21 protein-coding genes and 2 pseudogenes are annotated in these 24,327 nt (G+C 71.7%); 13 read left to right on the top strand and 10 right to left on the bottom strand.

What is annotated here, in order from left to right; all coding sequences use genetic code 11:
* Positions 1-160: 160 nt before the first annotated feature.
* The 3 genes from BLS95_RS56035 to BLS95_RS33700 all read right to left on the bottom strand — a co-directional run bounded on the left by BLS95_RS56035 (position 161) and on the right by BLS95_RS33700 (position 3,490).
* Positions 161-310 (bottom strand): hypothetical protein, encoded by a 150-nt coding sequence (locus BLS95_RS56035; RefSeq protein ID WP_176993524.1) that lies wholly within the window; start codon positions 308-310, stop codon positions 161-163.
* Between the two features lie 88 nt (positions 311-398).
* Positions 399-2,291 carry an elongation factor G gene (locus BLS95_RS33705; RefSeq protein WP_090940822.1) on the bottom strand — a complete coding sequence of 631 codons (1,893 nt, stop codon included), beginning with the start codon at positions 2,289-2,291 and terminating at the stop codon, positions 399-401.
* Positions 2,292-2,458: 167 nt separating this feature from the next.
* Positions 2,459-3,490, bottom strand: coding sequence for an Rv2578c family radical SAM protein (locus tag BLS95_RS33700; protein ID WP_090940819.1), 1,032 nt, complete (start codon positions 3,488-3,490; stop codon positions 2,459-2,461).
* Between the two features lie 134 nt (positions 3,491-3,624).
* Between BLS95_RS33700 and BLS95_RS33695 the strand changes: the two genes are divergently transcribed.
* The 6 genes from BLS95_RS33695 to BLS95_RS33670 all read left to right on the top strand — a co-directional run bounded on the left by BLS95_RS33695 (position 3,625) and on the right by BLS95_RS33670 (position 9,592).
* On the top strand, positions 3,625-3,906 hold the full coding sequence (locus BLS95_RS33695) for a DUF3040 domain-containing protein (RefSeq protein WP_090940816.1): 282 nt from the start codon (positions 3,625-3,627) through the stop codon (positions 3,904-3,906).
* Between the two features lie 205 nt (positions 3,907-4,111).
* Complete coding sequence (locus BLS95_RS33690; protein ID WP_090940813.1) at positions 4,112-4,708, top strand: NUDIX hydrolase; 597 nt, start codon at positions 4,112-4,114, stop codon at positions 4,706-4,708.
* A gap of 302 nt (positions 4,709-5,010) precedes the next feature.
* On the top strand, positions 5,011-5,643 hold the full coding sequence (locus BLS95_RS33685) for a lysophospholipid acyltransferase family protein (RefSeq protein WP_090941087.1): 633 nt from the start codon (positions 5,011-5,013) through the stop codon (positions 5,641-5,643).
* A 3-nt stretch (positions 5,644-5,646) separates the two neighbouring features.
* A complete protein-coding gene (locus BLS95_RS33680; RefSeq protein ID WP_090940811.1) occupies positions 5,647-7,248 on the top strand; it encodes a penicillin-binding transpeptidase domain-containing protein in 1,602 nt (533 codons plus the stop codon).
* Positions 7,249-7,347: 99 nt separating this feature from the next.
* Positions 7,348-8,235 (top strand): helix-turn-helix domain-containing protein, encoded by an 888-nt coding sequence (locus tag BLS95_RS33675; RefSeq protein ID WP_090940808.1) that lies wholly within the window; start codon positions 7,348-7,350, stop codon positions 8,233-8,235.
* Between the two features lie 178 nt (positions 8,236-8,413).
* Positions 8,414-9,592, top strand: coding sequence for a M24 family metallopeptidase (locus BLS95_RS33670; protein WP_090940805.1), 1,179 nt, complete (start codon positions 8,414-8,416; stop codon positions 9,590-9,592).
* Between the two features lie 32 nt (positions 9,593-9,624).
* Here the strand turns inward: BLS95_RS33670 and BLS95_RS57105 are convergent, their stop codons facing one another.
* The 3 genes from BLS95_RS57105 to BLS95_RS33660 form a co-directional block, all read right to left on the bottom strand.
* Positions 9,625-9,939: a hypothetical protein gene (locus BLS95_RS57105; RefSeq protein ID WP_218136108.1), complete on the bottom strand. Its 315-nt coding sequence runs from the start codon at positions 9,937-9,939 to the stop codon at positions 9,625-9,627.
* 87 nt (positions 9,940-10,026) lie between these two features.
* A complete protein-coding gene (locus BLS95_RS58245) occupies positions 10,027-10,758 on the bottom strand; it encodes an ATP-binding domain-containing protein (protein ID WP_245765447.1) in 732 nt (243 codons plus the stop codon).
* Positions 10,731-12,038 carry a HelD family protein gene (locus BLS95_RS33660; protein ID WP_245765446.1) on the bottom strand — a complete coding sequence of 436 codons (1,308 nt, stop codon included), beginning with the start codon at positions 12,036-12,038 and terminating at the stop codon, positions 10,731-10,733. The genes BLS95_RS58245 and BLS95_RS33660 overlap by 28 nt, the downstream gene beginning before the upstream one ends.
* A 66-nt stretch (positions 12,039-12,104) precedes the next feature.
* Between BLS95_RS33660 and BLS95_RS33655 the strand changes: the two genes are divergently transcribed.
* The gene (locus BLS95_RS33655) at positions 12,105-12,701 is read left to right on the top strand and encodes a TetR family transcriptional regulator (RefSeq protein ID WP_176993523.1); all 597 of its coding nucleotides are present in this window, start codon (positions 12,105-12,107) and stop codon (positions 12,699-12,701) included.
* A 285-nt stretch (positions 12,702-12,986) separates the two neighbouring features.
* Entirely contained in the window at positions 12,987-14,609 is a 1,623-nt protein-coding gene (locus tag BLS95_RS33650) for a SulP family inorganic anion transporter (RefSeq protein WP_090941081.1), read from the top strand.
* Between the two features lie 54 nt (positions 14,610-14,663).
* Here the strand turns inward: BLS95_RS33650 and BLS95_RS33645 are convergent, their stop codons facing one another.
* Both BLS95_RS33645 and BLS95_RS33640 read right to left on the bottom strand, forming a co-directional pair.
* A complete protein-coding gene (locus BLS95_RS33645; RefSeq protein ID WP_090940799.1) occupies positions 14,664-16,319 on the bottom strand; it encodes an acetolactate synthase large subunit in 1,656 nt (551 codons plus the stop codon).
* A gap of 232 nt (positions 16,320-16,551) precedes the next feature.
* Positions 16,552-17,745, bottom strand: coding sequence for a cysteine desulfurase-like protein (locus BLS95_RS33640; RefSeq protein ID WP_090940796.1), 1,194 nt, complete (start codon positions 17,743-17,745; stop codon positions 16,552-16,554).
* A gap of 81 nt (positions 17,746-17,826) precedes the next feature.
* Between BLS95_RS33640 and BLS95_RS59610 the strand changes: the two genes are divergently transcribed.
* The 5 genes and pseudogenes from BLS95_RS59610 to BLS95_RS33620 all read left to right on the top strand — a co-directional run bounded on the left by BLS95_RS59610 (position 17,827) and on the right by BLS95_RS33620 (position 22,215).
* Positions 17,827-18,108, top strand: a complete 282-nt coding sequence (locus BLS95_RS59610) for a DNA glycosylase AlkZ-like family protein (RefSeq protein ID WP_342742802.1) — start codon at positions 17,827-17,829, stop codon at positions 18,106-18,108.
* Positions 18,105-18,503, top strand: coding sequence for a DNA glycosylase AlkZ-like family protein (locus tag BLS95_RS59605; RefSeq protein WP_342742800.1), 399 nt, complete (start codon positions 18,105-18,107; stop codon positions 18,501-18,503). The genes BLS95_RS59610 and BLS95_RS59605 overlap by 4 nt, the downstream gene beginning before the upstream one ends.
* Before the next feature lie 59 nt (positions 18,504-18,562).
* The gene (locus tag BLS95_RS33630; protein WP_090940794.1) at positions 18,563-19,993 is read left to right on the top strand and encodes a WS/DGAT/MGAT family O-acyltransferase; all 1,431 of its coding nucleotides are present in this window, start codon (positions 18,563-18,565) and stop codon (positions 19,991-19,993) included.
* 371 nt (positions 19,994-20,364) lie between these two features.
* A pseudogene (locus tag BLS95_RS33625) lies at positions 20,365-21,315 on the top strand (RNA polymerase sigma factor); the annotation flags it as partial.
* Between the two features lie 132 nt (positions 21,316-21,447).
* Positions 21,448-22,215 (top strand): class I SAM-dependent DNA methyltransferase, encoded by a 768-nt coding sequence (locus tag BLS95_RS33620; RefSeq protein ID WP_090940789.1) that lies wholly within the window; start codon positions 21,448-21,450, stop codon positions 22,213-22,215.
* A 7-nt stretch (positions 22,216-22,222) separates the two neighbouring features.
* On the opposite strand, the gene BLS95_RS58240 is transcribed toward BLS95_RS33620, so the two are convergent.
* Positions 22,223-22,390: a Beta-galactosidase C-terminal domain gene (locus BLS95_RS58240; RefSeq protein WP_245765456.1), complete on the bottom strand. Its 168-nt coding sequence runs from the start codon at positions 22,388-22,390 to the stop codon at positions 22,223-22,225.
* Positions 22,391-22,492: 102 nt separating this feature from the next.
* A pseudogene (locus BLS95_RS33615) lies at positions 22,493-24,128 on the bottom strand (beta-galactosidase); the annotation flags it as partial.
* Positions 24,129-24,327: the final 199 nt, after the last annotated feature.

Genomic DNA, 24,327 nt, shown 5'->3' with positions numbered 1-24,327 from the left:
GGCGGAGAAGCACCGTTCATCCCCTGTGCGCTTTCCCCACCTATGATCTTTAGACGCCCGTAAGGTCACTAAGGTTGCACGTCCCCGCATAACCGCGTATTTCCCGGCTCAACCGGACAGCCGGGCCCGCGGCCTCGGCTGCCCGATCACGTCACCTGGTTCAGATCGACGTCTGCCCCGGAGCCCGGCTCATGCCCTCGTCCGGCCTCTCGACGTCCCGCTTCGTGTCCTTGGCCTGCCGGCTGGTCTTGATGGACTGCTTCTTCGACTTGCCGGTCTTGGTGGCAGGTTTCTTCTTGGTGTCTGCCATCGGAATTCCCCCCTGATACGAACGAGATGCACCTGATTGGTACACCACTGCCTGTAATACCCATCTCACAAAAAAACCGACATACCGCCTATCGGGCGGGCCGGTCCCCGGAAGGCTCGGACCACCAGACGCCTTCCCCGTGCGACAGCCCCGGCAGCCGCTGCCCGAACTCGTGCACCGCCGCCGCCGGGAGCTCCCCCGCCAGCACCCATGTGTCGTCGCGCCTGACCGTGTCGTGCAGCTCGCCGCCCGCCGCCGCGAGCCTGGCGGTGACCGCGCTGAACGCCTCCAGCGGCACCTCCAGCTCGAACCGGTGGCACGGCTCGTACACGGTGGTGCCCGCCAGGCGCAGCGCCCGCCCGAGCACGATCGGGGTACGGCCGCGGAAGTCGGCCGCCACCGTGACAGGGGCCACGTAGCCGGTCCTGGTCAGCGTGACCACGACGTCGGTGACCGGCCAGCCGTGCGGGCCCGCGTCCAGCGCCAGGCGTACGCTCTCCTCGATCGCCCGGTGGAAGGCCAGGGGCAGGGACCCGAGGTCCACCTCCAGCCGGTAGCCGACGCCCGAGCCCGGGGCGCCCGGCTCCACCCGCAGTCCGACCGTGGCCGTGAAGTCGTTGCGGCCGTGGCGCAGGATCTCCTCGACGGCCTCCGCGGTGCCCGCTGGACGTTCGAAGTAGACCGGGCGGCTCGGCTCGAACTCGGCCTCGACGCCGAAGTCACCCGCCAGGGTCTCGCCGATGACCTCCTTCTGCACCTCGCCGTAGAGCAGGACCGACGTCTCGCCGCCCGCCAGCGTACGGGTGCCGATCAGCGGGTCCTGCTCGGCGAGGGTGAGCAGCGCGGCGTGCAGGCGGGGCTCCTGGCCGGGGACGCGGGGGCGTACGACGGTCTCCAGGCTGGGCGGGGTGAAGTGGGCCTGCCCGTCCGGGCCGGGGCCGCCGAGGTGGTCGCCGACCCGGATCCCGGGCACGCCCCACACCCTGACGATGTCGCCGGCCACCGCCTCGCGCCGGTCCGGGGCGCCGGCGACGGACAGGGCGGTCAGGCGGCCCTCGTACGTGTGGACGGCGCCGCCCCGGTGGCGGCGGTGGAACGTCAGGGGCTCGCGCGCCCGCAGCGTGCCCGCGCGCAGCCGCAGGTAGGCCACCTTCTCCCCGGACGGCGCTCGCTCGATCGCGAACACCGCCGCCCGTGCCACCTCGGTGTCCGCCGGGCCGGGCTGGGACACGGCCGGCAGGAAGGCGAGGCCGTCGAGCAACTCGGCGACGCCCTGCCCGGTGATCGCCGACCCGAACAGCACCGGGTGGGCCACCCCGGCGGCGCACTGCCGCGCCAGCGCCGCCCGTATCCGCCCGCCGTCCGGGACCTTGCCGTCCACGAGCAGCTCCAGCAGCCCGTCGTCGTGCTCGGCCAGCACCTCGGCCGCCCCTCTGGCCGCTTCCCCGGGCTTCTCCCCTGACAGGGCGACGGGGCGCGTGGTGGCGGCGGGGGTGCCGAGGTCGCGCACGGTGTTGAGCGCCACGACGTGCGGGGACAGCCGCCGGCGTATGTCGGCCAGCAGCTCCCGCTCCCTGGCCCCGGTCCGGTCGACCTTGTTGACGAAGATCAGGGTGGGCAGGCGCAACTTCCGCAGGGTCTTCATCAGGACCCGGGTGTGCGGCTGGACGCCCTCGACGGCCGAGAGCACCAGGACGGCGCCGTCGAGCACGCCGAGCGCCCGCTCGACCTCGGCCACGAAGTCGGCGTGGCCGGGAGTGTCCACCACGTTGACCCGCAGGTCACCCCGGGTGAAGGAGGCGACGGCCGTGCGGATGGTGATGCCGCGACGGCGCTCGATCTCGCCCCTGTCGGTCTGGGTGCTGCCCTGGTCCACGCTGCCGAGCCGGTCGATGACGCCGGTCTCGAACAGCAGCCGCTCAGTGAGGCTGGTCTTGCCCGCGTCTACATGCGCGAGGATGCCGATGTTCAGGATGTGCATGCGTGTGGGAGCCCTCGAGAACTCTCGTGCCAATGGGGCGCTGGGAGTTTCGGAGGCACCGCATCTGAGCTCCTGATCGTCGGCAGGCGGAAGTGCCCGCCATCCTGTCACCGCGCGTCATCGCCGGGCCAGCCATTTATCCGCGCCGAGGGCGCCGGGGGTCGCCGTCAGAGGAGGCGGAGTTGCTCCGGCTCGGCGGGGCGCGGCTCACGGCGGGGTGGCAGGCGGCGGGCCATGGCCGGGGTGGCGCGGCCGACCCCGTGCCGGTCGGCCAGCTCCTTGACCTGGTCGATGATGCTCCGCTGGTAGGACTTGGGGGCATAGGCGCCGCGGCCGTAGAGCTCCAGGTAGCGCGGCACCAGCCGCGGGTGCTCGCGCGCCAGCCAGGTCATCCACCACTCGCGCGCCCCCGGCCGTAGATGCAGCACGATGGGCACGAGGTGGGTGGCGCCCGAGGCCGCGATCTCCTTGACCGTACGGTCGAGCTGCGCGGGGGAGTCGGTGAGGTAGGGGAGGATCGGCGCCATCAGCACCCCGCAGCCGATGCCGTTGTCGTTGAGCGTGGCGCAGACCTCCAGGCGGCGGCGCGGGTCGGGGGTGCCCGCCTCCACCGAGCGCCACATCCCCGCGTCGACGAACCCGACCGACACGTTGGCCCCCACCTGCGTCACGTCGGCCGCCTCGGTCAGCAGGTCGAGATCGCGCAGGATCAGCGTGCCCTTGGTGAGGATGGAGAACGGGTTGGCGGCGTCGCGCAGCGCGGCCAGGATGCCGGGCATCAGCCGGTAGCGGCCCTCGGCGCGCTGATAGCAGTCGACGTTGGTCCCCATGGCCACGTGGTGGCCGCCCCAGCGCGGCGCGGCCAGCTCCTTGCGGGCCAGCTCGGCGGCGTTGACCTTGACCACGATCTTCGAGTCGAAGTCCGCCCCGGCATCCATATCCAGATATTCATGTGTTTTTCGGGCAAAGCAGTAAACGCACCGGTGGCCGCAGCCCCGGTAGGGGTTGATCGTGTACTCGAACGGCACCCGGCTGGCGCCGGGCACCCGGTTGATGATGGATCTGGCCCGGATCTCGTAGAAGGTCATCCCTTTGAACTCGGGCGTGTCGAACGTGCGGGTGACCGCGCCGCGAGCGAACAGAGGCACGGCCGGATCGTCCTGACCGGACCCGGTCAGGCGAAGGTTGTCCCAGCGCATCCCATGATTAGAACAACCGTTCGGGCTTGATCGCAAACCGGAAAGAGCTTGCAATTACTGGGTCAGCCGGGGGCTAATGATCTTCAGGGTTGGGCAGAAAGAGGCCACGGAGCTTGCGTTCGGGAGGTGCACCTATGGCCTGGTCGCAGGACGAGGAGCGGTTGCTGGCACAGATCGAGAAGCACCTCGTCGACGACGATCCGCGACTCGTCGCACGGCTCGAGTCGTTCAACGAGCGGGTTCGTCGTAGCGAGGCGAGGTCGAGGGATGAGCATGGCGGTCGACGACGGCCCCGCCGCTCGACGGTCATCATCCTGATCAGCTGGCTGCTGATCGCCACGTTGGTCGCCACATTGCTGATCATGGTTCTCCGCCACGAGGCCGCCGCCGCGATGGCGCTGGCCGCCGCTTTCTGACCACAACGCGTGACAGCAAAGTCACGTCCGATTTCTGGTTCTCGTGACGTACGGGCCGCCGCACGTCGCGGGCTCGTCCATGCCTTCCGCAGGTCTCCGTAATCGATCACCACGATGCCTCCCCGCCGGATCGCCATCCGCCATCCGGAGCCGGCCACGGGGCGCGCTCCGGCTCCTGCCGGGGCGGACGTGAGATTCTGTACGTGTGCTGCCGCCGATCGACGTGCTCCGCCAGCAGATCATCGCCAATCTGGCCGCCTTCCGCCGCCGTGAGGTGCCGCCCGCCGGAGGGGTGCGCCGGGCCGCCGTCACCGTGTGCGTGCTGGAGGACGCCGAGCGTGCCCCGTACGCGGTCCTGATCAGGCGGGCCGCCCACGGCCGCAACCCCGGCCAGTGGGCGCTGCCCGGCGGGCGGCTGGACGACGGCGAGCGGCCGGTCGAGGCGGCGCTGCGAGAACTGGCCGAGGAGACCGGCGTCACCGGGGTCGAGGTGGCCGGGCTGCTCGACGACTTCGTCGCCGACTCCGGGTTCGTGATCACGCCGGTGGTGGCGTTCGGCGGCCGGCAGGAGCCGGTCGCCGACCCGCGCGAGGTGGCCTCGGTCCACGCGGTGCCGCTGGAGCGGTTCCTGGCGCCCGGGGTGCCGCGCTGGCAGGGGGAGCTGCTGCAGATGCCGCTGGGGCCCTCCATCGTCGTCCACGCGCCGACAGGGGCGATTTTGTGGCAGTTCGCCGAAGTGGCGCTTCGCGGCCGTGAGCAGCGGGTATTCGACGTGGTCCAGCCACATTGGACGAGAACCTGACCGATTCTTGGGGGCCGATGGAATATGTGTCGCCAGATGTCCGTTAGCATCGAAAGGCCGATGTGGTCTGTGTCCCCCGGGCCGCAAATTACCGCCTTCACGGAATACCGTTCGGCTGGAGCCGTGTTGTGCATCTCGCCGAGGAGGCGACCGCCACATCGGCCTAAACAGCATTTCGCAGGCGTCCCGCCCCCGTGGCGGGGCGCCTGCTTTATGGTGGGGTGGCTGACAGCCCGAAGATCCAGGAGCGCTCGTTGCTGTACCAAGTGGTCAAGTTCGCCGCCGCGCCGCTCGCCCACGCGATGTGCCGACCGCACATCACCGGCGCGGCGCACGTGCCCAGGAAGGGGCCCGCGATCCTGGCCGCCAACCACCTGTCGATACTCGACTCGTTCCTGCTGCCCGCGCTGCTGCCACGGCGCGTGACCTTCACCGCCAAGAACGAGTATTTCGACGGCAATCCTGTCTCGGGCTTCTTCATGCGGCTGGGGGGCAGCCTGCCGATCGACCGGGAGAGCGCGCACGCCGCGCAGGCCATGCTCGACTCCGCCGCCGAGCTGCTGGAGCGCGGCGAGCTGTTCGGCATCCACCCCGAGGGCACCCGCTCGCCCGACGGCCGCCTCTACCGCGGCAAGGTCGGCGTGGCCTGGCTGACGCTCAAGACCGGCGCGCCGGTGCTGCCGGTGGCGCTCACCGGCACCGACAGGGTGCTGCCGGTGGGCTCGTCGGTGCCGAGGCCCGCGCGGATCGGCATCTCCATCGGGGAGCCCATGCGGTTCGCGGGCGACCACACCGACGCCCGCGACCGGCGCCGGGTGACCGACGAGATCATGCAGGCCATCCAGCGGCTGTCCGGCCAGGAATACGTGCCGGCGTACGCCGCCAGCGTCAAGGCGGCCAACGGGGTGTCCAAGGACGAGGATCGAAAGGACTGATCAGTGCCACGGGGCCGGACCATCGCGATCGTCTCGATCGTCGGCGTGCTCGCGGTGGGGGCCGCGGCCGGCGGCGCCTATTACGTGCTGCATACCAGGGGCACACCCGCCGAGACCGCGCAGCGCTTCGCCGCCGCGTGGCAGGCCGGCGACTGGACCGCGATGGGGGCTGAGCTGGCCACGCCGCGGCAACTCGGCGCGTACGAGCAGCAACGCAGCGCGCTCGCGGTGGAGCGGTCCTCGATCAAGCTCGGCCAGATCACCGAGGGCGACGACCGGGCGCGGGCCCCCTACACCGCCACCCTCACCCTGAAGAACCTCGGCACCTGGTCCTACCAGGGCCAGATCGACCTCGTGGTGGCCGACCGGACCTGGAAGGTCGACTGGAAGCCGCAGACGCTGCACCCCTCGATGACCGCGGACGCCACGTTCGCGCTCAAGACGCGCTGGCCCGACCGGGCCGAGATCACCGACGCCGCGGGCGACCGCATCGACACCGGCACCGTGGGCGGGTCCGTCCAGCAGCTCGTCGGCTACCTCGACAAGGCGAACAAGAAGGACGTGGCCAAGCTCGGCTCCTCCTACAAGGTCGGCCAGGCGGTCGGGCGCGGCGGGCTGCAGGAAACGTTCCAGAAGCGGCTGGCGGGCACCCCGGACACGCAGATCCAGCTCGGCGGCAAGACGCTGGAGACCATCGAGGGCACCGAGGGCGAGCCGGTGCAGACGACGCTCGACCCCCAGGTGCAGGCCGCCGCCGTGGCCGCGGTCAAGGACCACGACAAGCCCACCTCCATGGTGGCGATCAAGCCCTCCACCGGCGAGATCCTGGCCGTGGTCAACAACCGGGGCGGGTTCAACCGGGCGCTCGACGGCCGCTACCCGCCCGGCTCGACGTTCAAGGCGGTCACCGCGATCGGGCTGCTGGCGGCCGGGATGGCGCCGCAGGACCGGGTGACCTGCCCGATGTACGCCACCGTCGGCGGCCTGAAGATCCGCAATTCCGACAAGGAGGAGTTCGGGGCGCTGTCGCTCCTCGACTCGTTCGCGCACTCGTGCAACACCACGTTCGCGCCGCTGGCCCAGCAGCGGCTGGGCGCGGACAAGCTGCTGGCGGTGGCCGAGGACGTGGGCTTCAACCAGTCGCTCAACATCGGGCTGCCCGCCACCAAGGCCAGCTTCCCGAAGGCGCAGTCCGACGCCGAGCTCGCCGCCGAGTCGTTCGGGCAGGCCCGGATCACCGCCAGCCCGCTGTCGATGGCCTCGGTGGCCGCCGCCATCGCCGACGGCACCTGGCGGCCCCCGACGCTGGTCCCGTCCCTGAAGCAGAAGGCCAAGGAACGCCCCCTGCCCGAGGGGGTCAAGGAGCCGATGCACGAGATGATGGCGGCCGTGGTGACCAAGGGCACCGCCAAGGCGGCGGGGCTGCCCGCCGGGACCTACGGCAAGACCGGCACCGCTGAATACGGCACCGGCGAGGAGCTCGACACCCACGCCTGGTTCATGGGCTTCAAGGGTGACGTGGCGTTCGCGGTGGTCGTCGAGGGCGGGGGCGGGGGCGGCTCGGTCGCGGCCCCGGTGGCGGCGAAGTTCCTCAAGGCTCTGTAGCGGCCGGAGCCGCCGGCGGCTCCGGGTTGGGAAGTGGGGCTGGGGTTCACCAAGGGCGGGCTTGAGTCTCCAGCGGGTGGAAGGTGCAGGCTTCGGGCCGTGAGTGAAAGGCTCTACACGATCGGCGAGCTGGCCCGGCGTACGGGCCTGCCGGTGCGAACGATCCGGTTCTGGTCCGACAGCGGCGTGCTGCCGGAGACCGGCCGGTCCGCCGGCGGCTACCGCCTGTACGACGAGGCCGCCGCGGCCCGCCTCGACCTGGTGCGCATGCTGCGCGAGCTGGGCATCGGGCTGGAGGCCGTGCAGCGGATCCTGGCGCGGCGGGTCACCGTGGCCGAGGTGGCGCGGGTGCAGGTGCGGGCCGTGGACGCCGAGATGCGGGCGCTGCGGGCGCGCCGGGCCGTGCTGAGCCTGATCTCCGAACGCGGCGCTACGACCGAGGAGATGCTGATGTTGCACAAACTCGCCCAGCTGTCGGCCACCGAGCGGCGGGAGATCGTCGAGGACTTCGTGGCCGGGACCTTCGCCGGGATCGAGCTGGACGACGACGCGACCGTCATCGCGGAGTGGATGCGCGAGCTGCCGGACTCACCCTCGCCCGCGCAGCTCGACGCGTGGGTGGAGCTGGCCGGGCTGATCGCCGACGAGGACTTCAGGCGGCGGCTGCGCCGCATCGCGCTCAGCGGGCCCGGTCCGCTGCCCGGCTATGAGCTGCGGGCGCGCGTCCTGGCCGAGGCCGCGCCGGCGCTGGCGGCCGGGGTGGCGCCCGGTTCGCTGGCGGGCCGGCGGGTGCTGGACCTGGTCGTCGGGCCCGCCGCGGACCGGGCGGAGCTGCTGGAGTGGCTGGAGACGGTGGCCGACGCCCGGGTGGAGCGCTACTGGGCGCTGCTGGCGGCGCTCAACGGCCACGAGCAGGCACCACCCGCCGTACCGGCCTTCGCCTGGTTGATCGAGGCCCTACGCGCCCACGGCGGCCCCACCACCTGAGCACGTCGCCTGAGCCCCATCACCTGAGCCCCGCCACCTAAGCCCCATCACCTGAGCCCCGCCACCTAAGCCCCGCCACCTAAGCCCGTCACGTGAGCGCCACCACCTGAGCCCCGCCGGACTTCTCGCGAGGCCCGGGGTGAGGTGATCGGGTGGGTGTGGTGGGCAGGGGGCGGGTGTGCTGGGGATCGGCGCCGAGGAGTATCACGAGCGGCAGGCCGCCATGCGCCGGCTGGCCGCCCGCTCGGGGCTGGAGGGCGTCGTGGCCTGGTCGCGCGGCGGCTCGGCGCAGGACCGCTACGCCGACGTCTACCACCTCACGGGCTGCTACCAGCACCAGCCCTTCCTCCCCGACGTCCAGGGGCGGTGGCAGGCGCGGGGGCACGCGGCCGTGGTGCTGCCCGTGGACGGCCCTGCGCTGCTGCTGACCGACTCCGCCGCGGTCGGGGAGCCGCCCCCGGCCGCGCCGCTGCGTACCGCGCCCGATCTTGTGGCCGCGGTCGCCGAGCACCTCAGGGGCGCGGTGCGGCCGGGCCGGGTGGGGCTGGTCGGCGGCGCGGCGATGGCCGCGCCGTGGTGGTGCCGGTTGCGTTCGGTGCTGCCGGCACACGAGCTGGTCGCCGCCGACGAGCTGGGCTGGGCCGCGCGCCGCGTCAAGAGCGCGGCCGAGCTGCGGCTGCTGCGCGCCTCCGGGGCGCTCGGCGGGCAGGCGACGGGGGCCGCGTGGGCGGCGGCCGTGCCGGGCGCGACCGAGGCGGAGGTGGCGGCGGCGGCCGTCGCCGAGATCGTCCGCGCGGGCGGCGCCTACTACGGCATGGGCATCTCCTCGGGCGCCCGGTCGCACACCTACGCGGCCTGCGACCCCGCCCCCTACCGCGCCGGCCGCCGCCTGTCCGCGGGCGACCTGCTCAGATTCGACCTGTACGGGTCGGTGCACGGCTACCTGTTCGGCCTCGCGCGTACGTGGGTCGTCGGCGCCGAGCCGACCACGGAGCAGCGGCGGCTGCTCGCCGCGGTGCGGGACAGCGCGCTGGCGGGGATCGAGGCGGCCCGGCCGGGACAGCGGGTCGGGGAGATGGCGCGGCGGTGCCAGGAGGTGTTCGAACGCTCGGAGTTCGCCGCCCACCACGGGCTGCCCCCGCAGGGACAGGCCGGGCCCTGGGGGCACGGGCTCGGGCTGTCGTTCGAGCCGCCCTGGGTGTCCTGCGAGGGGCCGGGCGCGGGCGAACGGATCGAGGCGGGGATGTGCCTGGTCCTCGGGCACCGGATCGCCATCCCCTCCGTCGGCGGCGCCGCCTACCAGGACGGCGTCATCGTCACGGACTCCGGGCCCGAGATCATCACCCCGGGCTTGTGACGGAGCGGCGGCGGTGCCCCGAGATCACCGGGTCAGGGGTGGAAGCCGCTGAGGAGGATGCCGAGCAGGACGCCGATGACCATGCAGACGCCCGCGGTCCCGGCGGCCCACTTGCCCAGCGGTTCGCCCCGCGTGTGGCCCACGATGCCGAGGATGATGCCGGCCAGGCCGAACAGGATCGGGACGAACAGCAGTGCCACCGCGCCGCAGACGAACCCGATGATCGACAGCACCTGGGCGCTCGGCTGCCGGTAGGGGGAGGGCGGTGGATAGGGCGGCGGTTGCGACCACTGGGTCTCGCCGGCGCGCGGATCCTCGCCCTCGGGCGGATCGTGCGAAGAGGTCACGGAAGGCTCCCCTCTCAAGACGAGAACCACATCACACACCGATGCGGAGACTCTGTCGAGCCGTATGAACCAGGACATCTGCCCATTTCAGACGGGTTCTACCGAGAGATAAAGCTGTGGCGGGAGGGGTCTGGAGTGCACCACGTCAAGGCGTGAGACGGCTCGGGTGAGGGCGACGTAGAGGCGGTTCAGCCCCCGCCGTTCGGCGCCCGCGATGGCGGCGGGCTCGGCGACGATCACATGGTCGTATTCCAGGCCCTTGGCCAGCGAGGCGGGCAGAACGGTCAGACGTCCGCCGAGGTGCGGGGCGGCCGGGGCGGGATCGGCGGGGTGGGCCGCGTCGCGCAGGGCGGTGGTGAGGCGGTCCACGTCGGCGTCCGGTGCGATCACGCCGATGGAGCCCTCGAACGCCAGCGCCTCGCGTACCGCCGCGACCACCCCGGCGTCCAGCGCGGTCACCGGGGTCACCCGGACCCTGCCGTCCGTGCGGTACGAGCGGGTCGCGGGGACGTCCGCGTCCAGGGCCGCCAGCAGCGTGTTGGCCAGCTCGACCACCGCGGCGGGCACGCGGAAGCCGGTCGTCAGGGCCACGATCCGGCCGTCCGGCTTGCCCAGCAGGGCCATGTGCTCCGTCCAGGAGGTGGCCGCCCACGGGGTGGTGCCCTGGGCCAGGTCGCCGAGGACGGTGAGCGAGCCGTGCTCGCTGCGCCTGGCCACCGCCCGGCACTCCATGGGGGACAGGTCCTGGGCCTCGTCCACGATGACGTGGCCGTAGCCGCGCGGGCGCTCGATCAGCGCGGCCACCTCGTCGAGCAGCACCAGGTCGGCGGCGCTCCACCGGGCGCTCCGGACGCTGCGCGGCGGCCTGGTCCAGGTGATCGCCCGGCGTTCCTCGGGGTCAGCACGCCCTCCGGCGGGTCGCGCAGCACCTCGTACAGGACCGCCTCCGGTTTGGCGGCGGGCCAGACGGCGTCCAGGAACGGGATGACCGCGCGGTCCATCCTGCGGGTCCAGGCCGCGTTCGCCGTCTGCCCGCGGGCCTCGGCCTGGCGCCGGACGGCGGCGACGAGCCGGGCCCGCACCCGTTCCCGGCCGACCCCGTACGGCAGGGACTCGCGGCGGGTGTCGTCCACCACGCGGCGCACCTCGTCCTCGGGCACCCGCCACCGGTAGGAGCCGTCGGCCACCACGACGGGCTCCGACGGCCTGCGGATCCGCCCGTACAGGGCCTCGCGCAGCACCCGGGCCATCCGTACGTCGTGTTTGACGGCCGCCGCCGCCTCGCTGTCGACGGCGGTGACCTGGACGGTGGCCAGCAGGCGTTCCAGGGTGGCCTGCTCGACGTCCAGCTCGCCGAGCGCGGGCAGCACGGCCGAGATGTGGCCGAGGAAGGCCCGGTTGGGGCCGAGGACCAGCACGCCGCCGCGTTCCAGGCGGGCGCGGTGCGCGTACAGCAGGTAGGCGGCCCGGTGCAGGCCGACCGCCGTCTTGCCGGTGCCCGGCGCGCCCTGCACGCACAGGGAGACCTCCAGACCGGCGCGTACGAGGTCGTCCTGCTCGGGCTGGATGGTGGCGACGATGTCGCGCATGGGGCCGACGCGGGGGCGCTCGATCTCGGCGGCCAGCAGCCTGCCCCCGCCCTCCTCGCCCTGTTCCAGCCGCTCGTCCTCGAACCCGGTCAGGGTGGTGCCCGACCAGCCGAAGCGGCGGCGTACCGCGACGCCCTGCGGGTCGCGGGCGCCGGCCCGGTAGAACGACCGGGACACGGGCGCGCGCCAGTCGATCACCACGGGCGGGCCGCCGTGCTCACCGCTGATGTGCCGCCGGCCGATGTGGTACGAGCGCCCCCGGTGCTCGTCCCCGCTCTGCCCGGGGCCGGGCCCGGCGAAGTCGAGGCGGCCGAAGAACGGTGGGCCGTCCGGGGCCTCGCCCAGCTCCTTGGCCAGGCTCTTGAGGTGGCGGCCGAGGCGTTCGGCGCTGTAGCGGTCGCCGGCCACGGTCTCACCGACGATCACGTTGTTCCGCGCGCCTTCGAGCATCCGGCGCAGGCCGGCCCGACAGCGTTCGACGTGCCGCCGTTCGTCGTCGAGCGTGTCCATGGCACCTCCTGAAGTGTTAACTCGGTTAAGAGATTGACCAGGTTAACACTTTGCTAGGCTGTGCTCATGACGGGACTACGGCAGCTCCAGCGGCGGCGGATGCACGAGACGATCTCGGCGGCGGCCATCCGGCTCTTCCTGGAGCGGGGCTTCGAGGAGGTGCCGGTGGCGGAGATCGCGGCGGTGGCGGGGGTGTCCAAGCCGACGCTGTTCAAGTACTTCCCCACCAAGGAGGACCTGGTCCTGCACCGGATCGCCGACCACCAGGGAGAGGCGGCCCGCGTGGTGCGGGGCTCGGCCGAGCCGCCGCTGGAGGCGCTCCGCCGCCACTTCCTCGACGGGCTCGCCCGGCACGATCCGGTCACGGGGCTCAACGACGAGCCGGAGGTGGTGGCCTACCACCGGATGGTGTTCGGCACGCCGAGCCTGGTGGCGCGGCTGTTCCACCACATGTCGCTGGACGAGCGGGCCCTGGCCGAGGCGCTCGCCGAGCGGATGGACGACCTGACCGCCGCGCTGGTCGCGGGGCAGGTGCTGGCCACCCAGCGGGTCCTGGCGCGACGCAACTGGGCGCTGCTGGCCGAGGGCCGGCCGCTGGCGGAGGTCGAGCCGGAGTCGGTGCGTGCCGCTGAGCGCGCGTTCGCGCTGTTGTCCACCGGGTAATTCGCACAATGGTGTCGTTTCACGCCCTGTGAGATTGGTGCTGTTTCACCAGGTCAGAGCGGTTGGCGCTTTGATAGTCTGAACGTGTCTTCACCAATTGCAAAGTTATGCAATTTGGGACATCGCGGGGTTGGCTTTACCTGAAGGAGTGATGGTGAGCGGGTCTTTCACGCGCATATCCGGTCACGGAGCGAAGCTGAAAGGAAACAATCGGTGACCGGGGCGCTGGCCCTGGGCTGGGCCCGGATACGCTCGCTGCTGCCCGAACGCGCCGCGCTCGCCGAAATGCGCCGCCACCCCCGCCAGGACCTGCTCGCCGGCCTCACGGTGGCCATCGTCGCGCTGCCGCTGGCGCTCGGGTTCGGCATCTCCTCCGGCATGGGGGCCGCCTCCGGGCTGGCCACGGCCGTGGTCGCCGGGTCGCTGGCGGCGGTGTTCGGCGGATCCCGCGTGCAGGTCTCCGGCACCAGCGGGGCGATGACCGTCATCCTCCTGCCGATCATGAGCGACCACGGCGCCGCCGGCGTGCTCATGGTCGGCGTGCTGGCCGGGCTGCTGCTCATCCTGCTGGCCCTGGCCCGCGCGGGCCGCTACATCTCGCTGGTCCCGGCGCCGGTCGTCGCGGGTTTCACCGTCGGCATGGCGTGCGTGATCGGCCTCCAGCAGGTCCCGCACGCGCTCGGCGTGCCCGCCCGCGACGGCGAGAAGGTCGCCGTCGTGGCCTGGCACGCGCTGCTCGACTTCCTCGCCATGCCGCACTGGTGGGCCATGTCCGTCACCCTGGTCGTGGCCGCGATGCTGCTGCTGGGCGCGAGCGTGCGCCCCAACGTGCCGTTCTCGCTGGTCGCCGTGGTCCTCATCACCATCGCCGCCGAGCTGGCCGGGCTCCCGCTGGCCAGGATCGGCGACCTGCCCGCCGGGCTGCCCACGCCGTCGCTGGGATTCCTGGACCTCTCGGCGCTGCCCGTCCTGCTCGCACCCGCCGTCGCGGTGGCCGCCCTCGCCGCGCTGGAATCGCTGCTGTCGGCCTCCGTCTCGGACAACATGATCGGCGGGCGGCGGCACGACCCGGATCGGGAGCTGTTCGGACAGGGCCTGGCCAATCTCGTCACCCCGATGTTCGGCGGCATGCCCGGCACGGGGGCCACCGTGCGTACCGCGATCAACGTGCGGTCGGGCGCCCAGTCGCGGCTGGCGGCGCTGGCGCACGCGGTGATCCTGGGTGCCATCGTCTACACCGCCGCCGGGCTCGTCTCCAGCGTCCCGCTGGCGGCGCTGGCCGGGGTGCTGCTCGCCACGTCGGTGCGCATGGTGGAGGTCGACTCGATCCGGGCCATGTTCCGCTCCACCCGGGGGGACGCACTCGTGCTGGTGCTGACGGCCGTCGCCACGCTGACGCTCGACACCGTGCTGGCCGTCATCGTCGGGCTGGTCGTGGCCGGGGCGATGGCCCTGCGCGCCATCGCCCGCAACGCGCGCCTGGACGCCGAGCCGCTGCGCCACGACCTGCAGCCGCATCACACGGAGGACGAGCACGCCCTGCTCGCCGAGCACATCGTCACCTACCGGCTGGCCGGGCCGCTGTTCTTCGCCGCCGCCCATCGGCTGCTGGTCGAGCTGTCGGAGGTGACCGACGTGTCGGTGGTGGTGCTGCGGATGTCCCGGGTCACCACCATCGACGCCAGCGGGGCGCTGGTGCTGGGCGATGCCATCGGGCGGCTGGAGCGGCGCGGCATCCTGGTGTACGTCTCAGGCATCCCGGACGGGCACCACCAGCCACTGGAGGCTCTGGGGGTGATCGCCCGGCTGGATCGGGCGGGCCAGGTGTTCACCACGACCACCGAGGCCATCTCCGCCGCCCGCGAACGCCTCCACAGCACCGGCATCGTGCCCCGTCTGGCGGGCTGACCCGGGCAGGCGGTGGGGAGGCGGTCCATGGCGCCGCGGCGGGTCCTCTCCTCGTCAGAAGGGGCCGGTGAGGTCGCCCAGTTTGCTGGTCAGCTCCAGGTTGGCCGAGTAGTCGACCGGGACCGCGATCACCGACACCACGTCATCGGCCAGCGCCTTGCGCAGCGTCGGCAGCAGCTCGTCCGCGTTGGTGATCCGGTAGCCGCGGGCCCCGAAGCTCTCCGCGTATTTCACGAAGTCGGGGTTGCCGAAGGCGATGTTGGAGTTGCGGCCCAGCTCCAGGTCCATTTTCCACTCGATCAGCCCGTACGCGTCGTCCACCCACACCAGCACCACGAACGGCACCCGCTCGCGCACGGCGGTCTCCAGCTCCTGCGAGTTCATCAGGAACGCCCCGTCGCCGGTGGCGGCCAGCACCCGCCGCCGCGGGAAGGCCAGCTTGGCGGCCAGCGCGCCGGGCACCGAGAAGCCCATGGACGACAGGCCGTTGGAGACCAGCATCGTGTTCGGCTCGTACGTCGGATACATCCGGGCCATCCACATCTTCACCGCCCCCGTGTCGGCCAGCACGATGTCGTCACGCCCCATCGCGGCCCGGATGTCGGCGACCACCCGGCGCGGCGACATCGGGAACCCGTCCTCCGAACGCCCCTGCTCCAGCTCCTCCCGCACCATGCGCCGGATCCGCTCGCCGGTGCCGTTGAGCTCGAAGCGCCGGTGCACCGCGTCCCCGAGCGTGTGCAGCGACCGGGAGATGTCCCCCTGCACGCCGACCGCCACCGGATAGTGGTCGTCCACCTCGGCGGGGAACTGGTGAACGTGGATGATCCGCTTGTCCCGGTGTGGGTTGATCTTGACCGGGTCGAACTCCTGGAGCTCGTATCCGACGGTGATCAGCACGTCGGCCTCGTCGAAGCCGAAGTTCACGTAGTCGTGCCGCATGAAGCCCACCGCGCCGAGCGCGTGCCGGTGGTCGTCGGGAAAGACGCCCTTGCCGTTGAACGTGGTCGCCACCGGCAGCCCGAGCCGCTCCGAGAAGCGCACCAGCGCGGCCGACGCCCCGGCGCGGGTCGCGCCGTGCCCGGCCAGCACGATCGGCCGCTGCGCGGTGGCCAGTACGTCGGCCGCCCGGGCGATCTGGGCGGGGGAGGGGTCCTGGGGGCGGACCCGGTTAACCGGCAGGGGGCGCAGGTCGGCGGGCACCTCGGCGGCCTCGACGTCCTCCGGGATGGCCAGGTAGACGGCGCCAGGACGCTCGGTCTGGGCGGTCTTGAACGCCTTGCGGATCATCTCGGGCAGCGCCTGCGGCGACGGCGCCAGCTCCGCCCACTTGGTGATCGGCCTGAACAGCGACACCAGGTCCACCACCTGGTGCGACTCCTTGTAGATGCGGTCGAGCCCGACCTGGGCCGTGATGGCCACGACCGGGGTGCTGTTGGTGGTGGCGTCGGCCACGCCGAGCTGCAGGTTGATCGCGCCGGGGCCGAGCGTGGCCGAGGCCACTCCCGCCCTGCCGGTCAGCCTGCCGTAGATCTCCGCCATGAACGCCGCGCCCTGCTCGTGGCGGACCAGGACGTAGCGGATGGAGGAGTCCTTGAGCGCGTCGACGAAGTGGATGTTCTCCTCACCCGGGATGCCGAAGACGTATTCGACGCCCTCCGCCTCCAGAGCCTGCACGATGAGACGGGCCGCGTCGGCCTGCCGGGCCATGTGAAACGCCTTCTTCCCTGTACGCCGCCACTGACCGGCGGCTTCGTGAGCCGGAACCTCGTTCCCGAAAGGCAGTAACCGTATCCCTACCCATATTCATCCCCTGCCGTGCACAGGTGAGGTGGTGGGCAGGCGGCGGCCCCAGAGCGCCGGCGGCTGCTCTGGGACGCTCTCTGATGGCGGCGCTCCCGGGTCAGGTGGGCGACGGCGGCGTGCCCGGGAGCAATCCGGTTCAGTGCAGGCTCGCCACTCCTTCGAGCAGCCGGTCCACGTCCGAGCGGTCGTTGTAGTGCACCAGGCCCGCGCGCACCGCGCTGCCCGAGTCGCGGATGCCGAGCGCGGCGGTCAGCTCCCAGGCGTAGTTGTGGCCGTTCCAGACGTTCACCGCCAGCCCGGCCAGGTGCTCGGCGACCTGGCGCGGGGTGCGCCCGGCCACGGTGAAGTAGACGGTGGCGGTGCGCCTGGCCGGCTTGCCGTACAGGGTGACGTGCGGCATCGTCTCCAGACCCGCCAGCAGCACGCCGAACAGCTCCAGCTCGTGCCGCTCGGCCGCGGCCATCGAGGCCAGCAGGCGCTCACGCCGGGTTCCCTGCCCGGGGTCAGTTGCCATCGCGGCCAGGTGGTCGACCGCGGCCGTCACCCCGGCCAGGTCGGCGAAGGGGGCCGTGCCCGTCTCGAACCGCTCCGGCACCGTGTCCACCGAGGAGGCCAGCTTGTCCGTCCGGACCGTCTCCAGCAGCGCCGGGTCGGCCACGACCGCGCCGATGTGCGGGCCCGACCACTTGTACGCGCTGGTGGCGTAGAAGTCGGCGCCGAGCTCCCGCACGTCCACCGGGCCGTGCGGGGTGGCGTGCACGCCGTCCACGTAGGTCAGCGCGCCCGCCCGGTGCGCCAGCTCGGTGATCGCGGCCACGTCGGGCCGGGTGCCGAGGACGTTGCTCGCGGCGGTCACCGCCACCAGCTTGGTGCGCTCGTTGATCAGCTCCGCGTACTGCTCGACCGGCAGCTCGCCGGTGACCGGGTCCACGTCGGCCCAGCGGACGGTGGCGCCGGTCTGGGTCCAGGGGCGCACGTTCGCGTCGTGGTCCAGCCTGGACAGCACCACCTCGTCACCGGGGCCCACCAGGGCACGGGACAGCCGGTAGGTGAGGGTGGTCATGTTGGGGCCGAGGATCACGCCGTCGGGATGCCCGCCGACCAGGTCGGCCACGGCGGCGCGGGCGGCGGCCACGATGGCGTCCGAGCGGTGACTGGCCGGGAACGCGCCGCCGACGTTGCCGATCCCGGTGCGGTAGGCGGCCGAGATGGCGTCGATCACCGACTGCGGGGTCTGGGTGCCGGCCGCGCCGTCGAGGTAGGCGTAACCGTCGGAGAGGGCAGGGTAAGTGGCGCGTACACGGGCGATGGGGAATGGCGAATCGAGCATGATATGTAGATGCTCACCCTTCTTGACCTCAACCGGGCCACTTTGGCCCGCCAGCACCTTCTCATACGCCACAAAGGCGACATGGCTGAGGTCGTGCACCGGCTCGGCGGGTTGCAGGCTCAGGAGCCGCGGCCCCCGTACCTGGGGATCTGGGCGAGGCTGGAGGGGTTCGCACGGGACGACCTGCACGCGGCGTTGCACGCGCGCACGCTGGTGCGGGCCACCATGTGGCGGGCCACGCTGCACCTGGTGACGGCCGCGGACTTCGCCGCGTTCCGGCCGGTCCTGCGGCCGGTGCTGGCCCCGCCACGCCCGCCGACGTGCAGACCTGGTCCGGCCTGGGTGGCATCAGGACCGTCATGAAGGGCATGGACCTGGAGAGGTTCACCGACGTCTCCGGAAGGGAGCTGTTCGACCTGCCGGACGCGCCCCGGCCCGGCGGCGACGTGCCCGCGCCCGTGCGCTTCCTGCCCGACTTCGACACCCTGATCCTGGGACACGCCGACCGCACGCGCGTGCTGGCCGAGGAGTTCAAGGGACGGGTCGCCACCAAGAACCTGCGGATGCGGGCGGTCTACCTGGTCGACGGGTTCGCGGCCGGGACGTGGCAGATCAAGCGCACGGGGAAGAAGGCGAGGCTGCTCGTCAGCCCGTTCACCGCCACCTCGCTGGACCTGCTGGAGGAGGAGGGGCTGCGGTTGCTGGCGTTCGCCGAGCCGGATGCCGCGTCGGCGTCCCTCGAAGTGGTGGACGCATGAAGGGGTGGACGGGGCCTGATGGGTTGGTGTCTGATGGATTTGAGGGGATGTGCTGTTAAATGCCCCAGTTGACCGCGCTGGACGCGCAGTTCCTCCATTTCGAGACCGCCACGAACATCGCCAACATCGCCGGCCTGGCCATCCTCGACGGTGACCTCAACCGCTCCGACCTGCAGGCGCTGCTCGAACAGCGGCTCCCGTACGTTCCCGCGCTGCGGCGCAAGCTGGCCCCGGTGCCGTTCGGGCTGGACCACCCGTACTGGATGCAGGAGGACGACCTCGACCTCGACTACCACGTACGCGAGATCGGGCTGCCGCCGCCCGGCGACGACCGGCAGCTCGCCGACCAGGTCTCGCGGCTGCACGCGCGCCGGCTGGACCGGAGCCGGCCACTGTGGGAGATCTACCTGATCCACGGGCTGACCGGCGGGCGCATGGGCCTCTACACCAAGATCCACCACGCGGCCGTGGACGGGATCGGCGGCGCCGACGTCCTGGCCGCGCTGCTCGACCTCGGCCCCGAGCCCGCGCCGCCGCCTGCCACCGGGCCCGAGCGGGACGAGCCGCCCCCGGGGCCGGCGGAGATGGTGGCCCGCGGGCTGGCCCGGCTGGCCGGCAACCCGGCCGCCGCCGTGCGGTTCGCCGCCAGGGCCGTCCCGCACCTGGACGAGATCCCGCTGGCCTCCCGCCTTCCGGGCAGCCGGCTCGTCTCCGGGCTGGCCCGCAGGCTCGCCGGGACGGGGCAGGCGCCCGAGCTGCCGGTGCTGCCCGCGCCGAAGACGCCGTTCAGCGGGCCCGTGTCGGAGCACCGGCGCTTCGCGTTCGTGTCCTTGCCGCTGGAGGAGATCAAGCAGGTGCGCAAGGCGTTCGGGGTGACCGTGAACGACGTGGTCATGGCCGTGTGCGCCGGGGCGCTGCGCCGGTGGCTGGCCGCGCACGGCGGCATCCCGCACCAGCCGCTGGTGGCGGGCGTGCCGTTCTCGCTGCGCGCCGCCGGGGAGGCGGGCCCGGGGAACCAGGTGGCGATCATGACGGCCCCGCTGGCCGTGCAGATCGACGACCCCGTGACCCGGCTGCACGAGGTGCGGTACGCCATGCAGCGGATCAAGGACCGCTTCTCGCTGTCGCCCGCGCGGTGGTTGAGGGAGTTCAGCGAGTCGATGCCGGCCGCGCTCATGGGGCTGGCCGCGCGCTCGGCGTTCGCGCTCGTCGGGCAGACCGCGCCGCCGATCAACGTGGCCATCTCGAACGTCCCCGGCCCGCAGTTCCCCTTGTACATGTGCGGCGCCCGGCTGCTGACCTACTACCCGGTGTCGGTGATCACCGACGTGAGCGGCGGCGTGAACATCACCGCCTTCTCCTACGACGGCTCCCTCGACATCGGCGTCGTCACCGACCGGGCGATGGTGCCCGACGCCTGGGAGCTGACCGTGCACCTGCGGGACGCCCTGGACGAGCTCCGCAACGCCGAATCCTCCCTGCCGCACTAGAACGCACTAGAACCCCCGCCCGGCCTCCGCGTCCGCGCCCGGAAACTGTCGGTGGCGTGTGGGACCTTGAGTACGGCGTGCCGCCGGTCGCCGCTGGGGAGCCGGTCGTCGCGGGGGCGCGCTGACGGCCCGCGCCGGGCCTTCCAGGAGGGGGAGCTTCCGCCCGGCGGGGGGACCCGCGTGACCTGGCGCGGCACGGCGAGGGGCGCCCGGGTTGCCCCGGGCATCGGCAACCGTTGGGTAGCGTGGTAAGGGTGACCGTTCCGGTCGCTCGCTACTTCCGTGTCCGACTTCAAGGTGTCCATGGTCATAGCCGCCGCATTCGACCATTCCACGCGAGCGAGGAGAATGTTTTGTCCCAAGCAGCAGAGGTTCTCGAGCTGGACGACGTCGGCGCCGACGGTGGCCTGGTCGTCGGCGCCGACTCGGTCAAGACATACCTGAAGGAAATCGGGCGGGTGCCGCTGCTCAACGCCGAGCAGGAGATCGAGCTGGCCAAGCGCATCGAGGCCGGCCTGTTCGCCAGGGAGCGGCTGGACACGGAGCCGGGGATGGCCGCCGACCTGCGGGCCGACCTGGAGTGGATCGCCGAGGACGGCTCCCGGGCCAAGCAGCAGATGCTGGAGGCCAACCTGCGGCTGGTCGTCTCCATCGCCAAGCGCTACACGGGGCGCGGCATGCTGTTCCTCGACCTGATCCAGGAGGGCAACCTGGGCCTGATCAGGACCATCGAGAAGTTCGACTACCGGCTCGGCTACAAGTTCTCCACCTACGCCACCTGGTGGATCAAGCAGGCCATCACCCGGGCCATGGCGGACCAGGCCCGGACGATCCGCATCCCGGTCCACATGGTGGAGCTGATCAACAAGGTCGCGCGGGTCCAGCGCCGCCTGCAGAGCGACCTCGGCCGTGAGCCCACGCCGGAGGAGATCGCCGCCGAGAGCGACCTCGAAGTGGACCGGGTCATCGAGGTCCAGGGCTATGGCCGCGAGCCGATCTCCCTGCACACGCCGCTCGGCGAGGAGGGCGACAGCGAGTTCGGCGACCTCATCGAGGACACCGAGGCCGTCTCCCCGGCCGACGCGGTCTCGTTCACCCTGCTCCAGCAGCAGTTGCACAGCCTGCTCGACCAGCTCTCCGAGCGCGAGGCCGGCGTGATCAGCATGCGCTACGGCCTGGCCGACGGCAAGCCGCGGACCCTGGACGAGATCGGCCGCATCTACGGCGTCACCCGCGAGCGGATCAGGCAGATCGAGGCCAAGACGATGTCCAAGCTGCGCCACCCGTCCCGGGCCATGGCGCTGCGCGACTACCTGAGCTGAGGCCGGCGGGAAGGCGGGCGACGTGGGGACGGTGCCGCCGGCCGGCGCCACGATCAGCGCGCGCCAACGGGAATGCAAGATTGTCGCCAAGGGCATGGGTTAAGCGTGCCGTGGTGACCTAAATTCCGAGGAGTGAATCGCTCCCGTTCGAGCCTCGTCCACCAAGCGACGTACGCCTTCAGACATCCGCACAAGATCGCCCCTCACCTGCGGCGGTTGGCCCGCGACACGTGGTTCAGGCTGCGCACCCGCGACCACGTCTCCTACTACCGTGCCGTCATGAAGTCCGACACCGCCCGAGATCCCGAGGGCGCGGTCGGCTCCCACACCCACAAGCGCTGGCTGGCGCTGGGCCGCATGCAGTTCGACTACCTGGTCGAGCACGGGCTCAAGCCGGACTGCCGGATGCTGGAGATCGGGTGCGGCAACCTGCGGGCCGGCCGGCTGTTCATCGACTACCTGCACACCGGCAACTACTACGGCATCGACATCTCCCCCGACATCCTCATGGCGGCCCAGGACACGCTCGTCACCCACGGGCTGCGGGACAAGCTGCCGCACCTGACCCCCGTACGCGACCTGCGCTTCGCCTTCCTGCCCGACCGGCACTTCGACGTCATCCACGCGCACAGCGTCTTCTCGCACTCGCCGCTGGAGGTCATCGACGAATGCTTCGCCCACGTCGGGCGGGTCATGAAGCCCGGCGCGTGGTTCGACTTCACCTTCGACCGGACCGAGGGCAAGGAGCACCACGTCCTGCGGGAGGACTTCTACTACCGCACCGAGACCCTCGTCGCCCTGGCCGCCCGGCACGGGCTGAACGCGGTGTTCATGGAGGACTGGGAACGGCTGCCGCACAAACAGTCGAAGATCCGGATCACCAGAGCCGCTCCCGCCTAGCCGCCCGTCAGGGGCGGGATCGCCGGATCACCGCCGCGCCGAGCGGGGGCAGCTCGGCCTGCTCCGTCACCTGGCGCCCGGTGAGCAGGTCCGTTCCCGTCACCGGGACGGACGCGGCCAGCTCGTCGCTGTGGTTGAGCAGGAAGACGTACTCGTGCTCCGCGGACTCCCGCACGGCGCACTCCACGTGGGCCGGCACGCCGTCGAACGGGGCCCGCACGCCGGCCGCCGCCACCGTCTCCAGCACCAGGGCGTCGAACGCGGCCCGTTCCAGCAGGGTCGCGACATAGACGACCCGGCCCGCGCCGTACTGGTTGGCCACGACGGCGGGCCGCCCCCGCAGGAGCCCGTCGGCGTAGGTGGCCAGCGCGGTCCCGGTCTCCAGGTGCAGGTCGTCGCGCCACCAGGTGGACGTCGCGCGCCGTCCGTCGGCGAACTCCACGGCGAACTCCTCGTGCGGCCGGGCCGGCCAGTACTCGTCGATCTTGGCCCCGATGAGCTCGCGGAAGGCCCCCGGGTAGCCGTCGGGCCGCACCCGGTTGCACGCGTCCACCACGCCGGAGAAGAACGACATGATCACGGTCCCGCCGTCGGGCGAACGCGCGGATCCGCTCCGCGCCCTCGTCGCCGATCAGGTACGCGTTCGGCACCACCAGCACCTTGTAGCCATCCAGCTCACTCCCGTACCCCACCACGTCCACCGGATGGTGGTGCTCCCACAACGGCGTGTAGTGCCGCATGACCGTGTCCGGATAGCTGAAGTCGGCTCGTGGCAGTCCCGCCGTCTCCTCCAGCCCCCACCACCCGTCCCAGTCGAACAGGATCGCGATCTCCGACCGCGAGGTCGTCCCGGCCACCGGCGCCAGCAGCTTCAGCTCCCGCCCCAGCTCCAGGACCTCCTTGAACGTGCGCGATTCCGGCCCCGAGTGCGGCAGCATCGCCGAGTGGAACCGTTCGTGCCCGCCCCGGTTGGCCCGCCACTGGAAGAACATCACCGAGTCGGCCGCCCGCGACACGGCCTGCAACGAGCCGAGCCGCATCCGCCCCGGCTCCTTGACCACGTTGAGCCGCCACTGGCTGACCGCACTGGCCGCCTGCTCCATCAGCAGCCACGGCTGCCCGCCCTTGAGCGAGCGGAACAGGTCGAACTGGAAGGCCGCCGACACGTGCGAGCCGGGGTCGGCCGGGTCGGGGTAGATGTCGAGCGCGACGGCGTCCTCCTCCGGCGCCCACCGCCAGTAGTCGGCGTGCCGGAAGAACCGCATGAAGTTGGTCACGACCGGGATGTCGTCGCGGAACGAGCGCACGATGTCCCGCTCGGCCAGGAAACATTCCAGCAGGGCGTCGGAGGTGAAACGCTTGAAGTCGAGTTTGCGGGCCGGGTTCATCCAGGTGCGCGGGATGTTCGGCACCTCGATCTGGTCCCAGTCGGTGTAGGTCTGGCCCCAGAAACGGGTGGTCCAGGCGTCGTTCAGGCTTTCCAGGTCGCCGTATTTGCGCCGCAGCCAGCCGCGGAAGGCGACCGAACTGGCCTCGTTGTACGCCGTCGGCCCGTACTCGTTGCTGATGTGCCACATCGCCAGCGCGGGATGGAAGGAATAACGCTCCGCGAGCCGGGTGGTGATGCCGGCCGCGTATTCACGGTAAATCGGCGACGAGGGATCGTAATGCAGCCGGTTGCCGAATCCGAACGGCTGCCCGTCGGCCATGATGGGGAACACCTCGGGATGCAGGTGCGTGAGCCAGACGGGCGGCGCGGCGGTGGGGGTGGCCAGGTTCACGCTGATGCCGCCCGCGTGCAGGAGGTCCATGACCTCGTCCAGCCAGCCGAACTCGTACTTGCCCGGCTCGGGCTCCAGCGAGGCCCAGGCGAAGACGCCGAGCGAGACGGTGTTGACCCCGGCCTCGTGCATGAGCCGGACGTCCTCCCGCCACACGGCCGGATCCCACTGCTCGGGGTTGTAGTCACCGCCGAAGGCGAAACCCCCGACCCGGTTCCTGAACGCGTCCATGCGAGTCATGTGCAGAGCTCCCAGGCTGAAGGAAAAGGCCGTTTCCGCGAATGGCCCCGACAGCAGTCGGCCGGAAAGTTTCTGGCTCGCTTTCCGGAAA

Source organism: Nonomuraea jiangxiensis (genome assembly GCF_900099965.1).
Lineage (GTDB): Bacteria > Actinomycetota > Actinomycetes > Streptosporangiales > Streptosporangiaceae > Nonomuraea > Nonomuraea jiangxiensis.
The sequence above is the reverse complement of the archived record's forward strand: the minus strand, read 5'-3'. Positions and strand labels throughout refer to the sequence as shown.

What these genes read in the sequence shown, in the direction of transcription:
- BLS95_RS33645 (WP_090940799.1), bottom strand. Translation starts at nt 16,319, where the DNA reads ATGGCCCGGCAGGCCGACGCGGCCCGTCTCATCGTGCAGGCTCTGGAG.
- BLS95_RS33640 (WP_090940796.1), bottom strand. Translation starts at nt 17,745, where the DNA reads ATGCTCGATTCGCCATTCCCCATCGCCCGTGTACGCGCCACTTACCCT.
- BLS95_RS33700 (WP_090940819.1), bottom strand. Translation starts at nt 3,490, where the DNA reads ATGCGCTGGGACAACCTTCGCCTGACCGGGTCCGGTCAGGACGATCCG.
- BLS95_RS33705 (WP_090940822.1), bottom strand. Translation starts at nt 2,291, where the DNA reads ATGCACATCCTGAACATCGGCATCCTCGCGCATGTAGACGCGGGCAAG.
- BLS95_RS33660 (WP_245765446.1), bottom strand. Translation starts at nt 12,038, where the DNA reads ATGGACACGCTCGACGACGAACGGCGGCACGTCGAACGCTGTCGGGCC.
- BLS95_RS33685 (WP_090941087.1), top strand. Translation starts at nt 5,011, where the DNA reads ATGTGCCGACCGCACATCACCGGCGCGGCGCACGTGCCCAGGAAGGGG.
- BLS95_RS56035 (WP_176993524.1), bottom strand. Translation starts at nt 310, where the DNA reads ATGGCAGACACCAAGAAGAAACCTGCCACCAAGACCGGCAAGTCGAAG.
- BLS95_RS33695 (WP_090940816.1), top strand. Translation starts at nt 3,625, where the DNA reads ATGGCCTGGTCGCAGGACGAGGAGCGGTTGCTGGCACAGATCGAGAAG.
- BLS95_RS59610 (WP_342742802.1), top strand. Translation starts at nt 17,827, where the DNA reads ATGGCTGAGGTCGTGCACCGGCTCGGCGGGTTGCAGGCTCAGGAGCCG.
- BLS95_RS33655 (WP_176993523.1), top strand. Translation starts at nt 12,105, where the DNA reads ATGACGGGACTACGGCAGCTCCAGCGGCGGCGGATGCACGAGACGATC.
- BLS95_RS59605 (WP_342742800.1), top strand. Translation starts at nt 18,105, where the DNA reads ATGAAGGGCATGGACCTGGAGAGGTTCACCGACGTCTCCGGAAGGGAG.
- BLS95_RS33650 (WP_090941081.1), top strand. Translation starts at nt 12,987, where the DNA reads ATGCGCCGCCACCCCCGCCAGGACCTGCTCGCCGGCCTCACGGTGGCC.
- BLS95_RS33630 (WP_090940794.1), top strand. Translation starts at nt 18,563, where the DNA reads ATGCCCCAGTTGACCGCGCTGGACGCGCAGTTCCTCCATTTCGAGACC.